This window comes from Domibacillus sp. F004 (assembly GCF_057814295.1).
This window is the reverse complement of record NZ_JBVATB010000013.1, coordinates 20,317-41,413: the sequence shown is the minus strand read 5'-3', so window position 1 is coordinate 41,413 and position 21,097 is coordinate 20,317. Positions and strand designations below refer to the sequence as shown.

Annotated in this window: 28 protein-coding genes and 1 pseudogene; 23 read left to right on the top strand and 6 right to left on the bottom strand. The window is 36.6% G+C overall.

The features are described 5' to 3' along the window. The 3 genes and pseudogenes from ACZYRN_RS18735 to ACZYRN_RS18725 form a co-directional block, all read left to right on the top strand. Nucleotides 1-358 (top strand): annotated as a pseudogene (locus tag ACZYRN_RS18735) (hypothetical protein); the annotation flags it as partial. 873 nt (nt 359-1,231) lie between these two features. After that, the gene (locus tag ACZYRN_RS18730; protein WP_488913116.1) at nt 1,232-1,507 is read left to right on the top strand and encodes an ArsR/SmtB family transcription factor; all 276 of its coding nucleotides are present in this window, start codon (nt 1,232-1,234) and stop codon (nt 1,505-1,507) included. Between the two features lie 206 nt (nt 1,508-1,713). Then, nucleotides 1,714-2,097, top strand: coding sequence for a VOC family protein (locus ACZYRN_RS18725; RefSeq protein WP_488913115.1), 384 nt, complete (start codon nt 1,714-1,716; stop codon nt 2,095-2,097). A 261-nt stretch (nt 2,098-2,358) separates the two neighbouring features. Here the strand turns inward: ACZYRN_RS18725 and ACZYRN_RS18720 are convergent, their stop codons facing one another. After that, nucleotides 2,359-2,463: a YjcZ family sporulation protein gene (locus ACZYRN_RS18720; RefSeq protein WP_488913114.1), complete on the bottom strand. Its 105-nt coding sequence runs from the start codon at nt 2,461-2,463 to the stop codon at nt 2,359-2,361. A 343-nt stretch (nt 2,464-2,806) separates the two neighbouring features. On the opposite strand from ACZYRN_RS18720, the gene ACZYRN_RS18715 reads away from it, so the two are divergent. The 3 genes from ACZYRN_RS18715 (at nt 2,807) to ACZYRN_RS18705 (ending at nt 5,523) form a co-directional block, all read left to right on the top strand. Next, nucleotides 2,807-3,529 carry a DUF421 domain-containing protein gene (locus tag ACZYRN_RS18715; RefSeq protein WP_488913113.1) on the top strand — a complete coding sequence of 241 codons (723 nt, stop codon included), beginning with the start codon at nt 2,807-2,809 and terminating at the stop codon, nt 3,527-3,529. A 343-nt stretch (nt 3,530-3,872) separates the two neighbouring features. Then, nucleotides 3,873-4,841 (top strand): NAD(P)-dependent alcohol dehydrogenase, encoded by a 969-nt coding sequence (locus ACZYRN_RS18710; protein ID WP_488913112.1) that lies wholly within the window; start codon nt 3,873-3,875, stop codon nt 4,839-4,841. 517 nt (nt 4,842-5,358) lie between these two features. Next, complete coding sequence (locus tag ACZYRN_RS18705; protein WP_488913111.1) at nt 5,359-5,523, top strand: hypothetical protein; 165 nt, start codon at nt 5,359-5,361, stop codon at nt 5,521-5,523. A 257-nt stretch (nt 5,524-5,780) separates the two neighbouring features. Here the strand turns inward: ACZYRN_RS18705 and ACZYRN_RS18700 are convergent, their stop codons facing one another. After that, nucleotides 5,781-5,885 carry a YjcZ family sporulation protein gene (locus tag ACZYRN_RS18700; protein ID WP_488913110.1) on the bottom strand — a complete coding sequence of 35 codons (105 nt, stop codon included), beginning with the start codon at nt 5,883-5,885 and terminating at the stop codon, nt 5,781-5,783. Between the two features lie 729 nt (nt 5,886-6,614). Between ACZYRN_RS18700 and ACZYRN_RS18695 the strand changes: the two genes are divergently transcribed. The 4 genes from ACZYRN_RS18695 to ACZYRN_RS18680 all read left to right on the top strand — a co-directional run bounded on the left by ACZYRN_RS18695 (nt 6,615) and on the right by ACZYRN_RS18680 (nt 7,851). Continuing rightward, on the top strand, nt 6,615-6,770 hold the full coding sequence (locus ACZYRN_RS18695) for a hypothetical protein (RefSeq protein ID WP_488913109.1): 156 nt from the start codon (nt 6,615-6,617) through the stop codon (nt 6,768-6,770). Nucleotides 6,771-6,836: 66 nt separating this feature from the next. Next, on the top strand, nt 6,837-7,130 hold the full coding sequence (locus ACZYRN_RS18690; RefSeq protein WP_488913108.1) for a DUF1064 domain-containing protein: 294 nt from the start codon (nt 6,837-6,839) through the stop codon (nt 7,128-7,130). Between the two features lie 5 nt (nt 7,131-7,135). Further along, nucleotides 7,136-7,558 (top strand): hypothetical protein, encoded by a 423-nt coding sequence (locus tag ACZYRN_RS18685; protein WP_488913107.1) that lies wholly within the window; start codon nt 7,136-7,138, stop codon nt 7,556-7,558. After that, complete coding sequence (locus tag ACZYRN_RS18680) at nt 7,558-7,851, top strand: hypothetical protein (protein ID WP_488913106.1); 294 nt, start codon at nt 7,558-7,560, stop codon at nt 7,849-7,851. Before ACZYRN_RS18685 ends, ACZYRN_RS18680 begins: the two co-directional genes overlap by 1 nt. A gap of 225 nt (nt 7,852-8,076) precedes the next feature. Here the strand turns inward: ACZYRN_RS18680 and ACZYRN_RS18675 are convergent, their stop codons facing one another. Next, nucleotides 8,077-8,247, bottom strand: coding sequence for a Spo0E family sporulation regulatory protein-aspartic acid phosphatase (locus ACZYRN_RS18675; protein WP_488913105.1), 171 nt, complete (start codon nt 8,245-8,247; stop codon nt 8,077-8,079). A 417-nt stretch (nt 8,248-8,664) separates the two neighbouring features. Here ACZYRN_RS18675 and ACZYRN_RS18670 point away from each other — a divergent pair, with 417 nt between their 5' ends. From ACZYRN_RS18670 to ACZYRN_RS18630, 9 genes are all read left to right on the top strand, one after another. Further along, on the top strand, nt 8,665-9,105 hold the full coding sequence (locus tag ACZYRN_RS18670) for a cell wall hydrolase (protein ID WP_488913104.1): 441 nt from the start codon (nt 8,665-8,667) through the stop codon (nt 9,103-9,105). 432 nt (nt 9,106-9,537) lie between these two features. Beyond that, the gene (locus ACZYRN_RS18665; RefSeq protein ID WP_488913103.1) at nt 9,538-10,071 is read left to right on the top strand and encodes a YehS family protein; all 534 of its coding nucleotides are present in this window, start codon (nt 9,538-9,540) and stop codon (nt 10,069-10,071) included. A gap of 106 nt (nt 10,072-10,177) precedes the next feature. Beyond that, nucleotides 10,178-10,885, top strand: a complete 708-nt coding sequence (locus tag ACZYRN_RS18660) for a M48 family metallopeptidase (protein ID WP_488913102.1) — start codon at nt 10,178-10,180, stop codon at nt 10,883-10,885. Between the two features lie 340 nt (nt 10,886-11,225). Next, entirely contained in the window at nt 11,226-11,366 is a 141-nt protein-coding gene (locus ACZYRN_RS18655) for a hypothetical protein (RefSeq protein ID WP_488913101.1), read from the top strand. A 126-nt stretch (nt 11,367-11,492) separates the two neighbouring features. Further along, a complete protein-coding gene (locus tag ACZYRN_RS18650) occupies nt 11,493-11,645 on the top strand; it encodes a hypothetical protein (RefSeq protein WP_488913100.1) in 153 nt (50 codons plus the stop codon). Further along, nucleotides 11,645-11,830, top strand: coding sequence for a hypothetical protein (locus ACZYRN_RS18645; protein WP_488913099.1), 186 nt, complete (start codon nt 11,645-11,647; stop codon nt 11,828-11,830). Before ACZYRN_RS18650 ends, ACZYRN_RS18645 begins: the two co-directional genes overlap by 1 nt. A 166-nt stretch (nt 11,831-11,996) precedes the next feature. Then, the gene (locus tag ACZYRN_RS18640) at nt 11,997-12,761 is read left to right on the top strand and encodes a carbon-nitrogen hydrolase family protein (RefSeq protein WP_488913098.1); all 765 of its coding nucleotides are present in this window, start codon (nt 11,997-11,999) and stop codon (nt 12,759-12,761) included. Nucleotides 12,762-12,872: 111 nt separating this feature from the next. After that, on the top strand, nt 12,873-13,295 hold the full coding sequence (locus ACZYRN_RS18635) for a hypothetical protein (RefSeq protein ID WP_488913118.1): 423 nt from the start codon (nt 12,873-12,875) through the stop codon (nt 13,293-13,295). 94 nt (nt 13,296-13,389) lie between these two features. Then, nucleotides 13,390-13,680 (top strand): phage holin family protein, encoded by a 291-nt coding sequence (locus ACZYRN_RS18630; RefSeq protein ID WP_488913097.1) that lies wholly within the window; start codon nt 13,390-13,392, stop codon nt 13,678-13,680. A gap of 155 nt (nt 13,681-13,835) precedes the next feature. Here ACZYRN_RS18630 and ACZYRN_RS18625 read toward each other — a convergent pair whose 3' ends face one another. Beyond that, a complete protein-coding gene (locus ACZYRN_RS18625; RefSeq protein ID WP_488913096.1) occupies nt 13,836-14,921 on the bottom strand; it encodes a GerAB/ArcD/ProY family transporter in 1,086 nt (361 codons plus the stop codon). Nucleotides 14,922-15,604: 683 nt separating this feature from the next. On the opposite strand from ACZYRN_RS18625, the gene ACZYRN_RS18620 reads away from it, so the two are divergent. The 3 genes from ACZYRN_RS18620 to ACZYRN_RS18610 all read left to right on the top strand — a co-directional run bounded on the left by ACZYRN_RS18620 (nt 15,605) and on the right by ACZYRN_RS18610 (nt 19,082). Then, the gene (locus ACZYRN_RS18620) at nt 15,605-17,209 is read left to right on the top strand and encodes a spore germination protein (protein ID WP_488913095.1); all 1,605 of its coding nucleotides are present in this window, start codon (nt 15,605-15,607) and stop codon (nt 17,207-17,209) included. Between the two features lie 208 nt (nt 17,210-17,417). After that, entirely contained in the window at nt 17,418-17,651 is a 234-nt protein-coding gene (locus ACZYRN_RS18615; RefSeq protein WP_488913094.1) for a hypothetical protein, read from the top strand. A 228-nt stretch (nt 17,652-17,879) separates the two neighbouring features. Continuing rightward, a complete protein-coding gene (locus tag ACZYRN_RS18610; RefSeq protein ID WP_488913093.1) occupies nt 17,880-19,082 on the top strand; it encodes a Ger(x)C family spore germination protein in 1,203 nt (400 codons plus the stop codon). A gap of 397 nt (nt 19,083-19,479) precedes the next feature. Here ACZYRN_RS18610 and ACZYRN_RS18605 read toward each other — a convergent pair whose 3' ends face one another. Then, a complete protein-coding gene (locus tag ACZYRN_RS18605) occupies nt 19,480-19,710 on the bottom strand; it encodes a hypothetical protein (protein ID WP_488913092.1) in 231 nt (76 codons plus the stop codon). A gap of 480 nt (nt 19,711-20,190) precedes the next feature. On the opposite strand from ACZYRN_RS18605, the gene ACZYRN_RS18600 reads away from it, so the two are divergent. After that, nucleotides 20,191-20,514: a hypothetical protein gene (locus tag ACZYRN_RS18600; RefSeq protein WP_488913091.1), complete on the top strand. Its 324-nt coding sequence runs from the start codon at nt 20,191-20,193 to the stop codon at nt 20,512-20,514. Between the two features lie 318 nt (nt 20,515-20,832). Here ACZYRN_RS18600 and ACZYRN_RS18595 read toward each other — a convergent pair whose 3' ends face one another. After that, on the bottom strand, nt 20,833-21,090 hold the full coding sequence (locus tag ACZYRN_RS18595) for a hypothetical protein (protein ID WP_488913090.1): 258 nt from the start codon (nt 21,088-21,090) through the stop codon (nt 20,833-20,835). Nucleotides 21,091-21,097: the final 7 nt, after the last annotated feature.

Here is a 21,097-nt window from a genome sequence, read left to right as displayed (position 1 = left end):
GTCAAGGGATCCGACGAAAAAGGATGCAACCAAAATTGAAAAGGTTGCAACCAAAAAGAAGGGTGCACCCGTTGGTAATTCTAATGGGATAGGTAATAAAGGGAACAAATCAGCAGCGCCTCCAAAACGAAACTCAAACGCTCAAAAGCATGGTTTCTTTGCGAAGTTTCTACCGGAGGAAACACTTGAAATTAAGGCGGAAGAAGAGTTAAAGAACCAGTTTGACCCGGAAGATATGATTGCAAAAATGGTAGAAATCATCCCAGCTGACCATCATAAATTCCGAACCGCCTATCCTCAGAAAATGGAGAAAGAGATGAAGCAGGAAAAACAAAAGTGGTGGGAGATGGACATATAGGACGCTTCATCCAGTTCTTTTAACCTGTGGTATAGGCTGTTGATAAAAAGGGATAAGAGAGAAGGCTCTTTTCCCTTTTTATCATTGTGAATAATAAGTAAATTTAATTTTATTTTGCAATTGTTATCTCCTTTTCTTCTATATGTATAAAGAGAAGGTACGATACCTTGTAAAGGTTAGATGAATTTAATTTGGTGTGTTAAAACAAATACGCCCTGCTTACATATTTGGAGCCGGGAATTTTTCCAGAATAATAGCTAGGAAAGACGAATTACTTAAAAAAAGATTTTTTACTGTGAACAGCCAGAATATCAACCATCCAGCCTTTTTTCTTTAGAAAAATAAAATTACAGGTGTACACAACCCAATTAACACACTTGAGAAAAGATAATTATATTTCCATTCTAGTTCCGGCATATGGTTAAAATTTATTTCCCAAATTGCGCCGAGAGCCATAACTGGTGTGAATTATGATAATGTGAAGTTTACTACTTAAACTAATGGGGCAGTTTAGTTTAAGATGAAAAACTATAAAACCATTACTTGAATTGCCTGTATTATTAGAAATGAATTTGTAACGGGAGTTCATTAATAAGTAAATATCAACGGGAATCTAATGATAGAAAAGATATGAAATTATCCCTTTATTAGTTCTGGAATATGTGCTTTTTAGGTTTAGTTGCTTACGTAAAAAGTGGTTTTGATTTGAGTTACTTAGAGTTTTATTAAACGTCCTAAGTTTACTTCTTTCTAGCTGATGAAGTGAACTTAGGTTATTGGAGAGAAAGATTGCATGTATACAGTTCCTTTGATAAGCAACCATAAAGTTGCTTATTTTCGACAAGCAACCGTATGGTTGGTTATAATTGATGTATGTGGGACAAAGACACTATATTCAAAGCACTCAGCGACTCGACTCGGCGACTGATATTAGACGAACTATCCAAACGCAACGAGCTGACGTTGTATGAATTAACAGTACGTCTCATTATGAAGCACAACCTTACCATTTCGCGACAAGGGATAGCTAAACATCTTTCAGTATTGGAAGATGCAGGGCTTGTAAAATCAAAACGAAAGGGAAAATATCGAGTACTTATGTTCAACAACGAACCACTTAAAAACTTGCTGAAAGGATGGATAGAGTAATTTTGTAAAAAAACAAGAAACAAAATATCCCGCAGACGTAAGTAAGGGAACAAAAAGTGGATGAAGTCACTGAGTGTGTTTTGAATGGTTCAATAAAAATGGCATTATAGGAACAGGATTTCGGACGAACGTGTGGTTTTTTTGCTTACAGCCAGATTGTTAGCACAGCACCATACATCGCAAATATCAAAGGAGGTAAAAACAATATGAAAATTATTGTTACCAGTATATTCGTACAAGATCAAGACAAGGCACTAGAGTTTTATTCAGAAACGCTGGGCTTTGTAAAAAAGCACGACGTTCCCAGCGGAGAATTTAGGTGGATTACGCTTGTTTCTCCCGAGGAGCAAGAAGGTACTGAGATTCTGCTCGAACCAAATAATCATCCAGCAGCCAAAGAGTATCAAAAGAAGCTATTTGAAGAAGGCATACCTGTAACAATGTTTGGTGTTGAGGATGTTCGCAAAGAGTACGATAGGTTATTGAAACACGGCGTGAAGTTTACTATAGAGCCGACAGAAATGGGCGAAGTCACAATAGCTGTCTTCGACGATACATGCGGAAACCTTATTCAGATAATACAGAAGTAACTTTATGTATAACCCTGTCCTAATTTTAGGACGGGGTTTGTTTTTACGTGGCCTAAAATAAGAATTGTTCGCTTATCAAGGTTATTGGTATTAATGTGATCAAATTTAAACTTTATTTGGAGGCAACAAAGAAAACAACTGAAAAAACGGCTGTAGTTCATACAGCCGTTCAAAGAGAGGTGGATAAAAAAACATCAGCAGAAACCAGAGTCACTGAATATTGACGAATAAAAAAGCGTCCCCTAAACTAGATACTAGGGTTTAGTACCCTCCTCCGTAAAAGGAAGCTCCCACAATGATTAAAAGAATGAACAATACGACAATTAAAGCAAAGCTAGAACCGTAGCTGCCACCTGAGTCACTCATAATACATTCACCTCCTTTTCATACAGTGTATGAAAAACTCTAGTGTCTGCTTGGACAAACAGCTATGAATAAAGAAAGAAAATAATTGATAAGTTCTCAGAATGACTGTTACTTGAAAGGCCAATAGGTGCAAGCCGGCAGTTACCTGATCATTTAGAGAGAGGAAGTGCAGCATCATCTGTTTTCTGTTTTTAGACGATTTCTTGATGATTTAATGGAATTTTATTCAGAGGATGCAACCTTGGTTGTAAAACCAATAACATTTGTTTTGCAGAACTCTCTTTTTCAATGAATAGCATTTCTTAAATATAGAAATGCTATTCATTGAAAGGTGGGATACGAATTGGGCATTATAGAAGTAATCATTAGAATTTTATTATCATTCTTCCTCTTATTATGTCTAACTAGGCTTATGGAAAGAAAAGAGATTGCGCAAATGACTTTTTTTAACTTTGCTTCGGCTATAGCTATCGGTTCTATTGCTGGAAACTTTGTATTCAATTCACAACTAAGTGTTCGAAATGGTATTATTTCGCTAATTGGATGGGCCTTACTTACTGTTTTTACAGGATGGATTGTGATCAAATCCAAAAAGGCACGAAAAGTCATTGATGGAGAGCCATTAATTATTATAAAAAACGGTAAGATTATGGAAAAACCGCTTCGTAAAGCTAGTTTAGATATAGACGCTCTAAATGCTTTGCTAAGAACAAAAAATATATTTTCAATTACAGATGTGGAATATGCCATTTTTGAAATTACCGGGAAACTTTCAGTTGTGAAAAAAGAGCAAAAAGTGCCTGTAACAAAAGGTGATTTGAATATTGAAAGTCTTCATAAAGCTATTCTCCCTACAATAACTGAAGTTGTGTCAGATGGAATTATTAACACACGAAACTTACTGAAGCTGAATCTAGATACAGCCTGGCTGAACCGACAATTACAACAGGCAGGAGTGAAAACGGTTTCAGATGTTTTTTATGCAGAAGTCCAATCAGATGGTACTCTCTTTATAGACTATAAAGATGATATCGTAAATAAAGCAAATGGGTTATATTCCAAATAATGAGAAGTTAAAAAAGTCTCTATTTGGACTACAGTTTAAAACAACCTCAGAAATAATTTAAACAGCTTTTGCTCTTATTATGTTAACAGATGAATTAGTTTAAGAAGACATACATAAAAGGCCGATTTTTTCGGTCTTTTTTCTTTGGTTAAAAATCCACAAAAAAGTTTAAGAGAACCTAATTCAAAAGAATTCTGTTTTTATTTACCTTTTGAATACAAACGACTGTCCTCTAAAAAAGTTGTCTGATTTAGTATTGACAATCCAGGGTCTATTATAGTTTTTTAGCGATATTTATTAAGGAGATAAATGATCAAATCAAAGTAAATTAGGAGGAATATTTATGAAAGCTATTGTGTATAACAAATATGGTTCACCTGATGTACTTGAATTAACAGAGGTGGAAAAACCCATTCCTGACGACAATCAAGTACTGGTAAAAATTTATGCAGCATCCGTAAATTACGGTAACCTGGTTCTTTTGAAAGGAGAACCCTATTTAGCCCGCTTTGCTTTCGGTCTTCTAAAACCAAAATACTCTATACCCGGGGGTGACATAGCAGGGCGGGTTGAAGCGGTTGGCATAAATGTTAAGCAATTTCAACCAGGCGATGAGGTGTTCGGAGACCTATCTGGGTGTGGCTGGGGTGGTTTTGCCGAATATGTATCTGTTCCCGAAAATGTATTAGCACTAAAACCAGCTAATACGTCTTTCGTGGAAGCTGCTGCGGTACCTATGGCGGCAGTCACGGCTCTTCAGGGTCTACGGGATAAAGGCAAGATTCAGTCGGGGCAGAAGGTTTTGATTAATGGTGCCTCTGGTGGTGTGGGGACTTTCGCCGTACAGATTGCCAAAGCGTTCGGGGCTGAAGTAACGGGGGTGTGCAGTACGAGAAATTTAAACATTGTGCGATCGATTGGTGCAGACTTTGCCATTGATTATACGAGGGAAGATTTCACTAAAAAAACGCAGCGTTATGACCTAATTCTTGCTGTTAATGGATATCAACCGATTTCAGCTTATAAGCGTGCACTAAGTTCCAATGGAATTTATGTTATGGTTGGAGGTTCAGGAGCTCAATTAACTCAAGCCATGCTTCTAGGGCCTTGGATTTCATTGACTGGGAGTAAGAAAATGGGTAACATGTTACAAAGGCAAAACCAAAAAGATCTGGTTTTTATGAAAGAACTTCTTGAAGCCGGCAAAGTAAAACCTATTATTGATCGATGTTATAAGTTGAGTGAAGTGCCCGAAGCTTTCAGGTATTTTGAAGAAGGACACGCTCAAGGAAAAGTTGTCATCACTGTGTGAAAGATTTTTGATAGATAAAATAGCAGTAGAAAAGCCCCTAATTGTATGGCAGCAGCAGGGGCTTTGAATCATCTGCTTAAATATATTAAGAGCAGTTTTGATCAATTTTTAGTTGGTTCCACAGTCGGTTAATTTCCATGATCCTTTAATGCATGTGGAGACACAGGTTCGTATGTCTGTACGTAATGATAATCCTGTCGTTGTTGATATAAGTAATAACAATGGTACCATATTTTGAAATATGAAATATGATGAATGAGAGATTGATATTAGAAAGAGGTCAATATGTCCCCTATCAGATGCATTAGCTTGACGATAATAATTCAGCATTATTTAGTGACTTTTCCTGTTGAAGATTTGTTATAATATGTGTAATTGAATAGGTCCAAGGTAGGAAAGCCTGAGGACACTGATTATGCAGTTTTATTGCTGTGTGATCGGTGACCTCTTTTTTATTTTTGAAGGGGGATGTTTAAAAATGAATCATTTTAAAGATTAATTAACTAGTTGGACGGAAATGAGTAAAATGCTGATCGGCAGTAAGGAGAAAGCGTCAAAGAAACAGAAAAAATTATCTGAACAAGAAATCAAGGATCTCATGGGGATAGAGAGGGCGCGTTATGGCAGAGGATGTGGCGGCGCATTAAGAAAAAAACAATCGACCTTTTTTATAAACGAATGATCCTAATATATCTATTAAGAACGTGTTTTGATCACCTTTTTTTCAAAACAGGTTCTTTGTTTTTGTTCGCTTATCAAGGTTATTGGTATTAATGTGATCAAGCTTAACCTTTATTTGGAGGCAACAAAGAAAACAACTGAAAAAACGGCTGTAGTTCATACAGCCGTTCAAAGAGGTGGATAAAAAAACATGAGCAGAAACCAGAGTCACTGAATATTGACGAATAAAAAAGCGTCCCCAAAACTAGATATTAGGGTTTAGTACCCTCCTCCGTAAAAGGAAGCTCCCACAATGATTAAGAGAATGAACAATACGACAATTAAAACAAAGCTAGAACCGTAGCTGTCACCTGAGTAACTCATAATACATTCACCTCCTTTTCATACAGTGTATGAAAAACTCTAGTGTCTGCTTGGACAAACAGCTATAAATAAAGAAAAATAATTGATAAGTTCTCAGAATGACTGTTACTTCAAATGCCACTAGGTGCAGGCGGGCCGTTACCTGATCATTCAGAGAGAGGAAGTGCAGGATCATCTGTTTTCTGTTTTTAGACGATTACTTAAGGAATATATAAAGGCCGTCAAGCAGAGGGAAACGACTGTTGATAGGCATCATGAACAGATTTTGATGAATGGAAACAAGTCCATGTTTGCCTATCGGATGATCTAATTTCTGTATGAAATTAAGATAACTGCACAACGCAGCGTGTTTAATTATTTAGTCCCCATTTTTTTAATAACATCCCATACTGCCACAATTCCTCGAGCAACTGCTCAAGCAAAGTGAATAAAACAAATGAACAAAGCCGTATCAGTTATAATGCTGGGACGGCTTTTTACTTTTTAAATATATGTTCTTTTTAATTAAGGTTAAATTGGCGGACAAGATCGGATATGATGCAGCCAGCCGGCTGATCGGTCAATGTAGTGATGAACAACATCGCTTTCTACTTGATGCAGAAGGGCAGGATTGGAGGGTGAAACGCAGTGTGTAAATTATGCGGTGCACTCATCGTATCACAGATGAAGAAGTAATCGGATGCTTTGTAAAAGCATGTCCGGCATGTGCAACGAAGGCATTTGTCGTCAATGAGTCCAGGTCAGTGTGACAAATACGGGACCGGCAACATTACAAAAGTAAATTGGAATGCGCAGGACGCTTGTGTCGAGGTACATTTTACAGACGAAAATGGTGGAATTATGCTGCGATGGAATGTGGAATTGAAGAAACAACAGATACATTAATAACTTAATTAACAATGTGCAAAATTCAATTAAAAAATATATAGAATGAAAAGAGAACGTTTCTAAGTGAGAGCGCGTAATTGGAACACGAAGAAAACATTTGTATACGGTATTCTTTTTGACAGCAAAGCTGAAACGGATTATTACATGCTTCTTTTGGCAGATCCAGACGTTGAAAAGGTGGAAGTGCAGCCAGTATTCCATGTGATTCCTTTATACGCAGTTACATGCTATCGCTGTAACGGATCAGGCAAGCGGGCAAGCGACGGCCTATCAATTCCTAGAAAAGGCGATCGGGCAGGAAGTGACAGTCATAGAATACAAAATAGGGTGAATGGAACAGAAAACGATAAGAGGTGATTGTCATGCGGCAAGGCAGGTGCATCAATACTGACATTTTACCGGCAGGAGAAGCATTTTACTTATTTCCGACTAATGATGATTATGTGTACGTTTCAAGATTCCCGCGAAAAAGCGCGCATACTGGTTGTTTTGAAAAAAAGTACTTTCAGATCACGGAAGAAATAAAGTCGGTATCATCGCCGCTAGAACCGTCAAAACGAGCGGTAGAAATTGAACTAAACGAGGCATATACTGTAAAACTCATATGGTGTTGGGAAGCATCTAAAGATCGGGTGAATAAAGAATATTACTTTATTGTCCGAGGATCCGCGAGTCATGTTGATTACTATCCTAATCCAAAATTAGAAGGACTACTTGGCAGCTTACCCGTGTATTGGTTTGAGAATTTCCGACTCGCTGATTATTTTAAGAAAGGAATGGCGTGATGAACATTGGCGATTGGGTTTTAGCAGTGTCTGGCCGGGATAGGTACATCAGCTATATTGATCATTTCACAGAGAATAATATCGCCGCTTACATAATAAAAGTGGCCAGAGTTATAGACGGGGAGCCGGAATGGATGGAACCCACCCTGGCTATCGTCTCACTAAGATCGATATCTGTCATGAATAATATGCTCGAAAAAGAAGACTATCAGGCAATGATCGATTTAGCGATCATGACCGCAGATAAGGAATGGTTCTTTGAGTTAAGAAAAAGGATGATGGCTGATGCGTAAAACGTTTACAAATATTGAATGAAAAAAGCGGCTGTATTATTATGTACAGTCGCATAATATTGGATTGGTTTTGGACATAACGAAAACCGTTATACAAAAACAGCCGAGGGAATCCTCGGCTAAAAATACTGGAAGGTTCTTACTCATGAGAAAACGTAACACAGTAACAGTTTAACCATTTCAGAGAAATTTATACAAAAAATGATATGTATTCTCGATAGATTATTAAAGTCTGCTTTGCAATTGAAATTGCAGAATTAACATGTCTAATTCTTCGCTGTATTTAAGGGTTTCGTTATCTGTAAATCCTTTAGTTAAACCAGAGGCTATCATTAACTCGCGAATATCATTAATTTGAGCAGCTAAGTCCTCCAAACTTAATTGAGTAGATAACATTGCATCTCTCCTATGTGAGTTTGTTGACTAAACATAACAGGAAACATTATAAAATAATCTCGAAAGAATTACCATACATTCGACAAAGTATCTAAAAATATTACATATGGACAATTAGAGTGCCACTGTCAATACTGACATAACCTACTTTTGAGGAGGCTGTACTCGTTTTGATACATTAAATTGCAGTACCACTGATACATATAAATGCATACAAAAACAGGTATTATAGAAGACTAGCGGGGAGCGGATTCAATTGATGTTAAATATCTAGTGAAGTTTCACTAACGCCCCGTATTTCATAAAAAAAGAGGATCATCCTAAATATATTCAGACGTAGGATGAAAGGTGATTTTATTTGAAAAAAGTCTACACCAATGTAGGTTTTTTTTAATACTATATGTTGGGGGTGAAAAAATGCCGAGAGTTCCTTACCGAAGTTCGGACGTTGACTTAATGGCAAGGATGATGAGAGCAGAAGCCGAAGGCGAAGGAAAACAGGGAATGTTATATGTTGGAAATGTAATTGTTAATCGTCTTAAATCAGATTGTTTAGACTTTAAAGATTTAAGAACAATTTCCGATGTTATTTTTCAAGTACAAGGAGGAAATTATTCCTTTGAAGCTGTTCAAAAAGGTAATTTATTTTATCAAAGAGCGAGAAGTGCTGAAAAAAGATTAGCAAAACAGAATTTGGATTATTGGAGACAACACCCAGGGAAATATGCTCTTTGGTATTTTAATCCATATGCTCCATGCCCTCCAACATGGTACGATCAGCCTTTTTCTGGTCAATATAAAAATCATTGTTATTATGAGCCAAAAGCTGGAACATGTGATAATGTCTATACTTATTGAACTAACGGGTGCGTTAGTTCAATAAGGCCTAGAAAAAAGATCGATTTTTTCGGTCTTTTTTCTTTGGTTAAAAATTAACTTCAATCAATTAACGAGTGTGGATTGTCCACAATACCTTCTCTTCTGATAAGACCTTTGATTTCAATAAAAAAAGTCCATTCAATCTTCTCTTAGACTAAAGGTTTTTTTTGATAAGTTCTATACGTATTAACGCAAGTAAAACTATAAAATATATCATTAAAGTGTTAAAGTATTAATTTAATGGGCATTATCTTAAAAAGTGGTAGGTTTTTGTACTGTCGGAGATACAATCTTAAGGACCATTCTTGGTGATACTATTTTATTTAACATGGTAAGGGTTGAAATTTGGATTGTTTTAGAGAATACGCTTTGACTGTTGTGCAAATAGTCAATATTTTAGGAGGGTTAACGATGAGTATGAGTAATGATGATATATTAATAAGATTAAGATATGCTCTGGATATAAAAAATACAGATATGATAGAGATATTTAAACTTGGAGGCATTGAAGTAACAAAAGAAGAAGTGTTAAAGATGCTCACAAAACCAAAAAACAGTTACTCTAATGAAGCGAACAATGATAGTGATCTAGCTGAACATGACGGCGCAATAAAATGCAATAATAGTATGTTGGAGTCTTTTTTAAATGGCTTTATTATTTTTAAAAGAGGAAAACAAGATCTAAAACCAGGGCAGCCTGATAGACAAGCAACGCCTTTAAAGAATAATGAAAGTATGAATAATCTCATTCTAAAGAAAGTGAAAATAGCACTGGCATTAACAAGTGAAGATATGCTTAATATATTAGAAACAGCAGGAGTCATTATAACAAAAGGAGAATTAAGTGCATTATTAAGAAAAGAAGGCCATAAGAATTATAAAGAGTGCGGCGATAAATACGCAAGGAATTTCTTAAAAGGATTAGCCATAAAATATAGGGGATAAGGGATCATCAACTAATTCTTTAGATAGAAGTTATAATGAAAATACATCTTCTGTTATGCTATTTTCAGTTACGAAAATAACATGAACGGATACGATAGGTGATTAAGTGATACATATACACTCCGGTGAGACAATTAGTTTTGATATAAATTACAAAAAGCGGACATCTATGGGCATTTATATAGATCTTTATGGAAATATTGAAATCCAAGCACCTAAAGGAACACCTGTTGAAAGCGTGCTTCCATTAGTAGAGGAAAAATGGGATTGGATTCAGCAAAAATCAAAAGAAATGAAGGATAGAATACGTGGACCAAAGGAGAAAGTCTATGATCATGGTGAGAGCTTTCTTTATTTAGGGAACGAATATCCTATACAGATCTCTCAAGATATAAATATTAAGAAAGACCAGGTAGTGTTTGAAGGGGATAAGTTACATATACATGTGAAACAACTTGAGGATGAAAAAATAAAACAAGTTTTAAAACGATTTTATTATCGGCAGTGTAAAGTGTTGGTAGAAAGGAGCATTCAGTCCTATCAAAGCAATTTTAAAATAAAACCACGTTCTATCCGTATTTCTGACAGTAGCCGTACTTGGGGAACCTGTGATTCAAATCTGCAGTTAACATTTAATTGGAAGCTGGCAATGGCACCGATGAAAGTGATCGACTACGTAGTCGTTCACGAAATGTGCCATATGGTCCATCTAAATCACGATCGATCTTTTTGGCGCCTTGTTGGAAAAATAACACCTGATTATAAGGAACTAGAAAACTGGTTAGCGTTATCAAGTTGGAAAATGACTATTTAGCAGTAGGCACCATTGGAAACATTGTTATTGTACTATATACAACGACTCTGCAGCGCTTAAAGTTGGGAACGTGAACCATATCTTATAGCATCTAATCAGCTGAACCCCTTGAAACCGACCTGGCTTTAAGGGTTTTTTCTTATTTATTGCTGGACGGCTTTGTAGCAATTGAAGTAAGAAAGGATGGAATCAAAAAGAAAGGTGCACCTGTTGGTATGAGATTGTCATCAAGCGAAAATAGAAAACCAATGGTTCAAGAAACAGGTTTTCGATGTTTTATGAATATATTTCAAAAAACAGGAAAGCATGAATGAGAATAAATGCAGAAAGGAGGATTAAGGTGAAACATAAAAAATATATTTTTGCGCTTATGTCGATGATTCTATCAACAGGATTTTTGTATGGCTGTAATGGTACTGATGAAGATGAACCAGATCCAAGTGAGGAACCTTCAGAGCAACAAGAAGATAATGCCCAATAAATGTTTGTTGAAAATGGGATCAATGCGTACTTCAACATCGTTCAAAATAGAACGGTGTTTTTTATTTGGTTTAAAAATTTCTGATAATCAGAACGTATTAAAAAAATTGAAAGCGGGTGGAATGTAATGGAGGGATTATTGGAACGGGTTTTAGTTGCGGTCGGCAAAATACAGGAAGAATTTGAGCGTGAAGTGGAAGAACTAAAAGATGAAACCGATGCTGCCAAAACATTGCTTGATTTTATTGAGTACGTAATGACGGATAGAGGGACAGTATAATGGTAATATTATCATTTATGACAAAGAGCTATGCTCAAAACGTGTACATTTATGGAAACCGTAAATTCGAGGGCGGTGTGCCGTCAGAATATCATCAACCGGTAAAGGAATACGCGGCTGCCTCATCCGATGAATGGCAGATCAACAACGCTTTGGTAAAAGAGTACATAACGCAAACTAAATAAGATGACACGATGGCGATTAAACACCCGCCGGAACCTCACCCGAATAAGGTGTATTGAAACATCATGTGCAGTAATTTAGTTGCCTCGTTTTTATAAGATGATATGTTATATTAGAACTAAATTATTAAAAGGAAATAATTATAGTGTTAGAAAATGAGGTGATATATTGAATAAAATAAAAATTGCATTATTACACTTATTACCAATGGCAGGGAATATAGAATACAACACAGGACTTATTGAAAAGGCTTTAAATTTGGCCGCAATTAAACAGGTTGACTGGGTTATAACACCTGAACTTTGTGTTAGTGGGTTACAATTTAAGAGTGAAATTGGAACTAGTTGGATTACCCAACAACCTGATAGTTGGATGAAAAAATTATGTGAACAGGTAAAGGTTTTAAAGATTAATTTATTTCTTGGATGCCCAGAAAAAGATGAGAATGGATGTCTGTTTAATACTGTTTTTGTGATAGACAGAAACGGTAACATAATAGGCAAACAAAGAAAAATTAACACTGTTTCTGATGGGTGGTCTACCACCGACGGAAAAATAGAACCTATAAAAATAGGGCAAATAAATGTGGGGGTCATGATTTGTGCGGATGCTTATACAAAAAATGTTGCCGATCAATTATATCAGAAGGGATCGGACATTATAGTAGCACCGTCTTCGTGGGGTCCGGGGTTACATGGCCCCGAAGGAGAATGGGAACAAAGATCCATAGATACAGGGTTGCCAATAATCGTGTGCAATCGTACTGGAGAAGATGAGTCTGTTAGCTTTTGGAACGCGGAAAGTTTGGTAATAAAAAATGGTAAGCGTATCTTAACACATAGATCAAAACAATCAGCGATTCTAACATTTGAATTTGATTTAGAAAGGATGGAATTACTTTCTACAGAATTTGAAATAGAATATTTACTTTGACAGGCTAAACGATGCGTTGGCTTTTTTATGAAAAAGCTAGGAAAATAGTGAATATCTTGTTAGCCTCTTAAGGATAATGTTTTATTACAGGAGGAATTAAAATTGAAAAAAGTGTTTAAAATCTTAATTGGATTAGTGGTTGTTTTCGCTTTTTTAGGATTCGGAATTTATTATTTCGGAACAAAAATGGTATCTAATAAAGTGATGGATCAAGTAGCAACACAGCTTGAAAACAGTGGTGAAATCGAAAAAATTAAACAACAAATCAATAGTAACCCCGAATTGCAAAAATTTGTTTCGGAGGGGGCAAATGTAGATAGTTCCTCTTTGCCTTTTGAAACGAAAGAAGAGGCAACTAGGGAATTGGCTAAAAAGTTCAATGTCAGTGAATTAAAAGAAATTCAAACGAGTGTCCAAGGCGGCCTTACAGCTGAAAAGAAAAGGGAGCTGCTAAGTACACTTGAAAGTAAGCTAACCGAAGAAGAGATTATGGCATTAAAAGTTTTAGCTTATAAGGAGCTGAATAAACAGTAGGACAAACTGTTGAGTACAGAACAGTAAATAGTAATAAAAAGGGCGTCCCTGTTGGGTGCTCTTTTTATATGTGAAAAATAGAAAGAGGTGCGGGATGCAACATAATACAGACACGTTATACACATCCCTCCTAGGCGGCAGCATATCAGCTGTCGCTTATTTTGTCGGGGAAATGGATCATTTGGTTAAAGCGCTCGTGATCATGATGATCATTGACTATATGATAGGACTCATGATTGCGTGGAGTAATAAAACCGTATCGTCTGAGATCGGCTTTCTCGGTCTAATGAAAAAAACATCCATGATTTTTGCCGTTGTTGTGGCTGTGCAGCTGGACAATATCAGTGGCACAGATGGCCAGTTTATGCGTAACACAATGTTCTGATTTTTGATGGTTTTTTCACTTTCATTGAGTTTAAGTTGTAAAGCAGCGATTTGATCTTCTTTTTTGGAGACCGAGTTTAAATTCACAAACAGTAATATAGTCACCAAGATAAGAGCACTAACTAAAATCATTTTTCGGATAATCAACAAGCATTTTTAATATTTTTTTCGTAATTTAGCCACTATGATCAATAATAATGGTAAAAATAAACCGTACATTAAACTAAACGGCCACCAGCTGGATGAAAGAAATTCACTAACATATGTTGTATTCGGCCCTATTACAAGAGTAAGGGCATATAAAATTAAAGCTAATGGAAACGTTAGCACTTTATAATCTTTTATTTTTAAAATCTGGGTCAGACCTACGAGTGTCGCAAAAAAAGTGATTGTTAATTTGAAATAAACAGTGAAAAACCATATAAAAGCTAATATCGCTTCTAATCGCTGAAGAAAATTTCCTATATTTATTTTTCTAGCTAACGCATAAGAGGGGTAAATGTAGGCGGATGTTAAATGACTACCTAGCACTAAAATACATAAAAATATAGTCAAGAACAGAAACGTATTTCCAATAATCATTCCAACGATATAGCTTTTGACGATGCTTTTTACTTGATTGACATGTGGTAATAGCATCAAAAGCATCACACTTTCAAAGTGATAACCTATAAGAGGGAGAGCGCCGAGCAGTACTGGTTTTATCCCGTTTTCCAATATAGGCTGAATGTTCTCAGGCTTAATATTAGGGGAAACCGCTAGAAAAAGAATCAAAAAAAGCACTATAACCCAGGGGAAAATAATTTCTGCCGTACGAGTGAATGGTTCTACCCCGATTTTTATTCCCATGATAACAATACTTAAAAAAAGAATAAGGATGGCATTAGTTGGGGTTTCTGGCATGACTTGAGTTGTCATGAAATCCCCCATTTCCCAAAGAAGGAGACTTGCATCAATAAAAATGAAAAAAACAAATAGAACCCCAACGATTTTTCCAATCCATAAACTAAAGACTTTTTCACCGATACCGACTATATTCATGGAGGGAAATCGTTTACCAAGAAAGCCGTACATAGTAACTATCAAGATCGCAATAGCAGTCGCGAATATAGCAGAAAGCCAACCATCTTGATTCGCTACAGACGTAACACTTGAAGGAACGAATAATATGCTGTCACCAATGACAAATAAAATGATTAAAAAAGTAAATTGCCGGGTGTTTATTTGATTGTTATTAATCATTCATGTCCTCTCCTCTTTCCGTATCTTTTATTCCCATTTGTTCATAGAAATATTCAAGAAATCTGCACCCTGTGAAATACTTTCTTGCAGTGGGGCAGAGGCACGTACTTTAAAATGATAAAGAATCAGCGGGAATAAGATCTCCACTGATTTTGATAGAAGTACCGTACACGGCTTTTACTGCGTCCGCAAATGGTTAGTTAATTTGGAGCAGACAAGCCGGGCTTCTTCATCCGCATGAAAGGAACGGGAAATTGTCTATTATTCCGTCACTACAGGGCCAATTGCGTGGTTTTTTCAATGTGATCATGGTGATGAAATCGGGGTAGTCACAAGCTTTCGTGAATGTTTTTGTTGAAATGTCTTTATGATCTAACAAAAGAAAGGCTTATTTTTTACGCTCTTTCGTTTATCAAATTTTAGTGCCAGCTTCAGAAGCACAAACTGGTGACTGGAAATGGTTGCTTTTTAAATGGGTATGTGGAGCATGATTGATTACCTAAATGTATAAAAAGTGGATAAATAAGCATGATAAAAGTGGAAACATTGAATACCGAATTCGTCATTATAAGTTTAAAGTGTTTTTAAAAAAATATCTTATCAAATCTTTTCTCAAAGATGTTGAAAGTAACCTAATAAGTTTGCCTTTTGAAGAAGCAAAGTATCGAAAGGGGATAAAAGACATGAGTCTTTTTAAGAAACGAAGCCAAAACAGGATGAAACATCCTCTATTCGAGCAAGATGACCTAAACAAGGAAACGAACGAAACGAGCAAAGCCTTATTAAAAACAAGCCTACAAGAAAATATTGAACACATAAAGCAACTGCTTGGGAACAGCAGTGATATCGTAATTAGAGAAATACATATTGGGAAAAAGCAACTAGTTAAAGTTTGTCTGTTTTATACAGATGGATTGGTGGACACTAATTCCATTCAAAATTTTATCATGGAATCCCTCATGGTAGATATTCATACCAGTCAGGAGAAAATGCTATCGTCTCACCAGAGCGTTTTACAAGAATTGAAGGATTGCATTCTTGCGGTTGGAGACATACGGGAGGTGACGGCATTCAGTTCTGTATTAACTTCCCTGTTATCAGGGGACGTTATTCTCTTAGTGGATGGACATACACAAGGTTTTACAATCGCTATGCGTGGTGGAAAAGACCGTGGTGTAACCGAAGCTACCACGGAAACCATTATTCGGGGACCAAAGGAAGGGTTTACGGAAAATTTGCGTACCAATACAGCGTTAATTCGCCGGAAAATTAAAACCCCTCAACTTTGGTTGGAATCGAAAAAAATCGGAAAATTGACCATAACCGATGTAGGGATCATGTATATTAATGGAATTGCCAATGACAAAGTCGTTGAAGAAGTGCACAGGCGTCTAGATGGAATTGATATCGATGGAATCCTAGAAAGTGGTTATATTGAGGAATGGATTCAAGATGAAACGTACAGTCCATTTCCGACTATATATTATTCGGAGCGTCCTGATGTGATTGCTGCGGAGCTTTTGGAAGGGAAAGTTGCCATACTAGTGGATGGAACGCCGATTGTTCTAGTCGTCCCGGCACTGTTCGTCTCCTTTATCCAATCTTCAGAAGACTATTATCAGCGTATGTTCTTTAGCACCCTTAATCGTATGCTTCGTTTTTTTTGTATTTTTATTGCTTTGCTAGGACCATCTCTATATATCGCTCTCACTACGTTTCATCAGGAAATGTTGCCAACTCCACTGCTGATTGGTTTAGCCGCTCAACGGGAAGGGGTTCCCTTTCCTGCATTCATTGAAGCTCTCCTAATGGAAATCGGATTTGAAATCTTACGGGAAGCTGGTTTACGAATGCCAAGGGCTATCGGGTCAGCTATGTCTATTGTAGGGACACTTGTGATTGGTACAGCGGCCGTTGAGGCCGGAATTGTCTCGGCAGCCATGGTCATCGTGGTGGCGATCACGGCGGTTTCAAGTTTTGTCCTGCCTTCCTACGCCGTATCTCAGTCCTTTAGAATGCTTCGTTTCCCATTTATGGCGCTTGCGGCTTCTTTTGGCTTGTTTGGGATGCTAGTTGGGTTTATTGCGCTAATGCTTCACATGTGCAGTTTACGTTCCTTTGGGGTTCCGTATATGAGTCCTTTTGCTCCGCTTATCCGTGAAGATATTAAGGATACCTTTGTTCGGGGACAGTTAAGGAAGATGTTTTCTCGCCCTCGTCTCATTAGCCAGAAAAACAATACACGTCTACAATCTTCGGCATCAAAATCGTCTCGGAATCAAATGTGAGATTGGCTAAGAGGCGTTTAGGATCAAATATAAAAAACAAAGCCGCCCCTATATGGATTTGATGAAGCTATTCATCGTATGATTCAAAAGGGATAAAAGGATTTAAAAAATAGGGTATCGTATGTAAATTTTAAGTGATGTCCAAAGATTTGACACTTTTATATGTTATCCGGTTCTTTAATCAAGCAAAAGAAAGGAGGAGTCAAAAGTGGTGGCTGTTGCAGGAATTTTGGTCAGTGTCGCTGTGATCATCGCCATTGAAGTTCCTCCCCTGTTGAAGAAAAAATTAAAAAAGGAACTATGGATATTTTTCATCTTTCTATTATTCGGCACCGTGTTAAGTATTGCCCAATCCATGAATATTAAGATTTCCAATCCATTAGGTTGGATTAAAGCCATTTTTAAACCGATTTCCGAAATGGTTGAGAAATTATTAACGTGAACATGAGATAGGGAAAAAGATGCTTAGAACGGCAAAAAATAGGCATGTGATCATTTAGGTTATAGATCATCGTATATAAGGTTGGCGGTTCCGTTCCCGTTCATGCGTCAGACCAACAATGTTTAAAATCATGAAGAATGAAGACGGATGCATAAAATGACATCGTCACTTTAAAATAAGCTGCCATACACCAAATAATAAAAAAATAGAGCGAAAGGAGGGTCATTCATGAAACCGAGCTTTACCATGTTTATCATTTTAATTGTATGTTTATTGTTCACTTCGGGATGTTGGAATCGTCGTGAATTAAATGAACTTGCCATTACGCTTGCCATGGGGCTGGATAAGACAAGCGACGGTCAATATCTTCTAACTGCCCAAGTAGCAAATCCAAGGGAAGTGGCTGGGGATCGTGGATCAGGCGGTTCACCTGTCCTCCTCTATTCAACAAAAGGGAAAACCGTTTCTGAAGCTATCCGGAAAATGGCAAAAAAATCCCCGCGGAGAATTTATCCATCTCATCTTCGAATACTCGTAATTGGAGAGTCATTAGCAAAAGAAGGAATTGGAAAACCGTTAGATTCTTTCTCAAGAGGATGGGAGATTCGAACAGACTTTTATGTTGTCATAGCGAAGGGAATGAACGCAAAAAATATTTTAAAGGTGCCCACAACGCTAGAAAGATTACCGGCCAATAAATTGTTTAATACGCTTAACATTTCAACAGAAGTATGGTCAGGTACAAGTGTCATTTCATTAGATGAACTGATCGTGGATATGATAACTGAGGGGAAACAACCGGTGTTAACAGGAGTACAAGCAGAGATAGAAGGGAATGAAGAAACTGCTTTAAGCAAACAAAATGTAGAAATGATTGATGCCCCTGCCCAATTGTCATTTGAAGAATTAGCCATATTTAATAAAGATAAATTAATTGGCTGGTTAACTGAGAAACAAAGCCAAGCGTATACTGTCGTTACAAATAAAGAGAATCATACAGTGGTAAATTTATCGTGCCCAAAAGGGGGAGAATTTGTGTATGAAGTGATGAGTTCAAACACAAAAATGAAGGGGAAGATAAAGAACGGAAAACCTGAGATCGATCTAAATGTTCACATAGAAGGTAATATAGCTGAAGTAGAATGTTCTATAGATTTGACAAAACCGGAAACGATTGACCAATTAGAGGGAATTTATGAAAAAACATCAACGAAATGGCTTGAAAAGGAAATAAAACAAATTCAAGAAGAATATGGAATGGACATTTTCAGATTTGGCGAGGCGATTCATCGAGCGGATCCTCAAGCTTGGAAAAAACTGAAACAAGATTGGGATGATCATTTTAAGGACGTGCCTGTCAATATAAGGGTACAAGGAGAAATCCGACGTATAGGTACGGTTGATAATTCATTCCTAGAAGAGTTAAAGTAAATCACTTCGTTTATTAAAGAAACAAAAATTGTTAAACATATCAAATATCATTTCGATGCAAATATAGTATGACTTTAAAAGATTCGGACAGATTCCCAGTAAAATTAAGATTTACGCAGTAATTCTAACTAATAGATAGAATATTATTAGAATATTTGTACAACTATCCATGAGAAAGTATTAGTAAATCATTAAATTGCCTTAATTCCATTCCTCGGTTAAACGATCAATTACGCCAAATAATTCAGCTATATGTTCTCTTTAATATTGTTGATCGAAATAAATAAATTTGAAAAGGTGATGCGAAATAGTGGAAGGCCCTACAAAGTTTACGGAAAACTATTTTGCGTTGTTTAGAAAATAATGATGAATGAACAAAAAGACCGGCCGCAGCCAGTCATCCTTGCTCATTCATCATTATCAGCAAAACATCAACCGTTATTTCTTGCCAGTCTTCAAAATTAATCTTCTGTTCATGAACCCAATTGAAAATACCAGGATCCCAGTCATCATCATCGACAATACTTTTTAAAATCTCGCTGAAGGAAAGCGCTACAGTCACTTCTTTACCTTTGACATTCCATAATCGAAATAAATCGGGGTGCTTGACTGCCTTGAGCAATTTCATCTTAGAAATCTCCTTTATCTTCATTATAATTATCCTTCAATTAAGCTAATTTAAAATTATCCACATTGCTTTTTGAAATTTTATTGAAAAAAACGCTTCAGTCACTTCTTTTCCTTTAACATTCCATAACCGAAATAAACCCTGATGTTTGACTGCTTTGAGCAATTTCAAATGATCATCTCTTTTACTTTCATTCTACCCCCCTTCAATTAAACTACTGTAAGGAATAGGTAAATTTAGTTTTATATTAACGATAACGAAAAAACCGCCTGCTCATAAAGAGTAGACGGCCTTTTTTAAATACAATTTCTGCATAAACGGATATTTTTCTAAAATAAACCTGAATGTCCCTTAATAATCAAAATCATATCTATTCACTTACGCTTTTTGCGGTTGGGGTTTTTTTAGAAAATAAGTTTAAAACATAAGGATAGAGTCAATTAATCATACTAAACACTACTAAAATTAAGGAGGATCGATATGAGCGATTTTGCAGAAACACCGGCAAAACCACCAGAAGAAACGCCAATAGAACCACCAGTGGAAACACCGGCAAAGCCACCGGAAGAAACGCCAATAGAGCCACCAGTGGAAACACCGGCAAAACCACCGGAAGAAACGCCAATAGAGCCACCAGTGGAAACACCGGCAAAACCACCGGAAGAAACGCCAATAGAGCCACCAGTGGAAACACCGGCAAAGCCACCGGAAGAAACGCCAATAGAGCCACCAGTGGAAACACCGGCAAAGCCACCGGAAGAAACGCCAATAGAACCACCCACAAAAGATAAAACAAATAAATAATTATTTTAATCTGATTCTTTTAAGCCCCCTATCTGTGATTGATGGCGGGACTTTTTTTATTGGATCAAATTGATCAATTAGCTTATTTTTTATTTTCCCTTCCATGGAGAAAGGTTTTTTTGTTTATAAAAGAACGTTCATTATGATGAACCGAAGGGAGATGTTAAAATGAACGGGATTATTGCTTACGTCGAATCAAGAACATTATAGCAGTTGCCAAACCAAGCGAAAGAAAGTGGTTGGCTATGCATAATCCAATTCTAGTTATAATATTCACTGGAAAAAAGCTAACGATACAAAAAGACCAGCCACAGCCAGTCATCCTTGCTCAATCATCATTATCGGCAAAACATCCACCGTCATTTCTTGCCAATCTTCAAAATTAATCTCATTTTCATGAAACCAATTAAAAACACCAAGGTTCCAATCTTTATCGTTATCACCAATGCATTTTAAAATCTCACTAAAGAAAAGGGGTTCAGTCACTTCTTTTTCTTCGACATTCCACAATCGAAATAAACCATGAAATTTAACTGCTTCGAGCAATATCAACTTGATCAACTCCTTTATTTTCATTATAAAT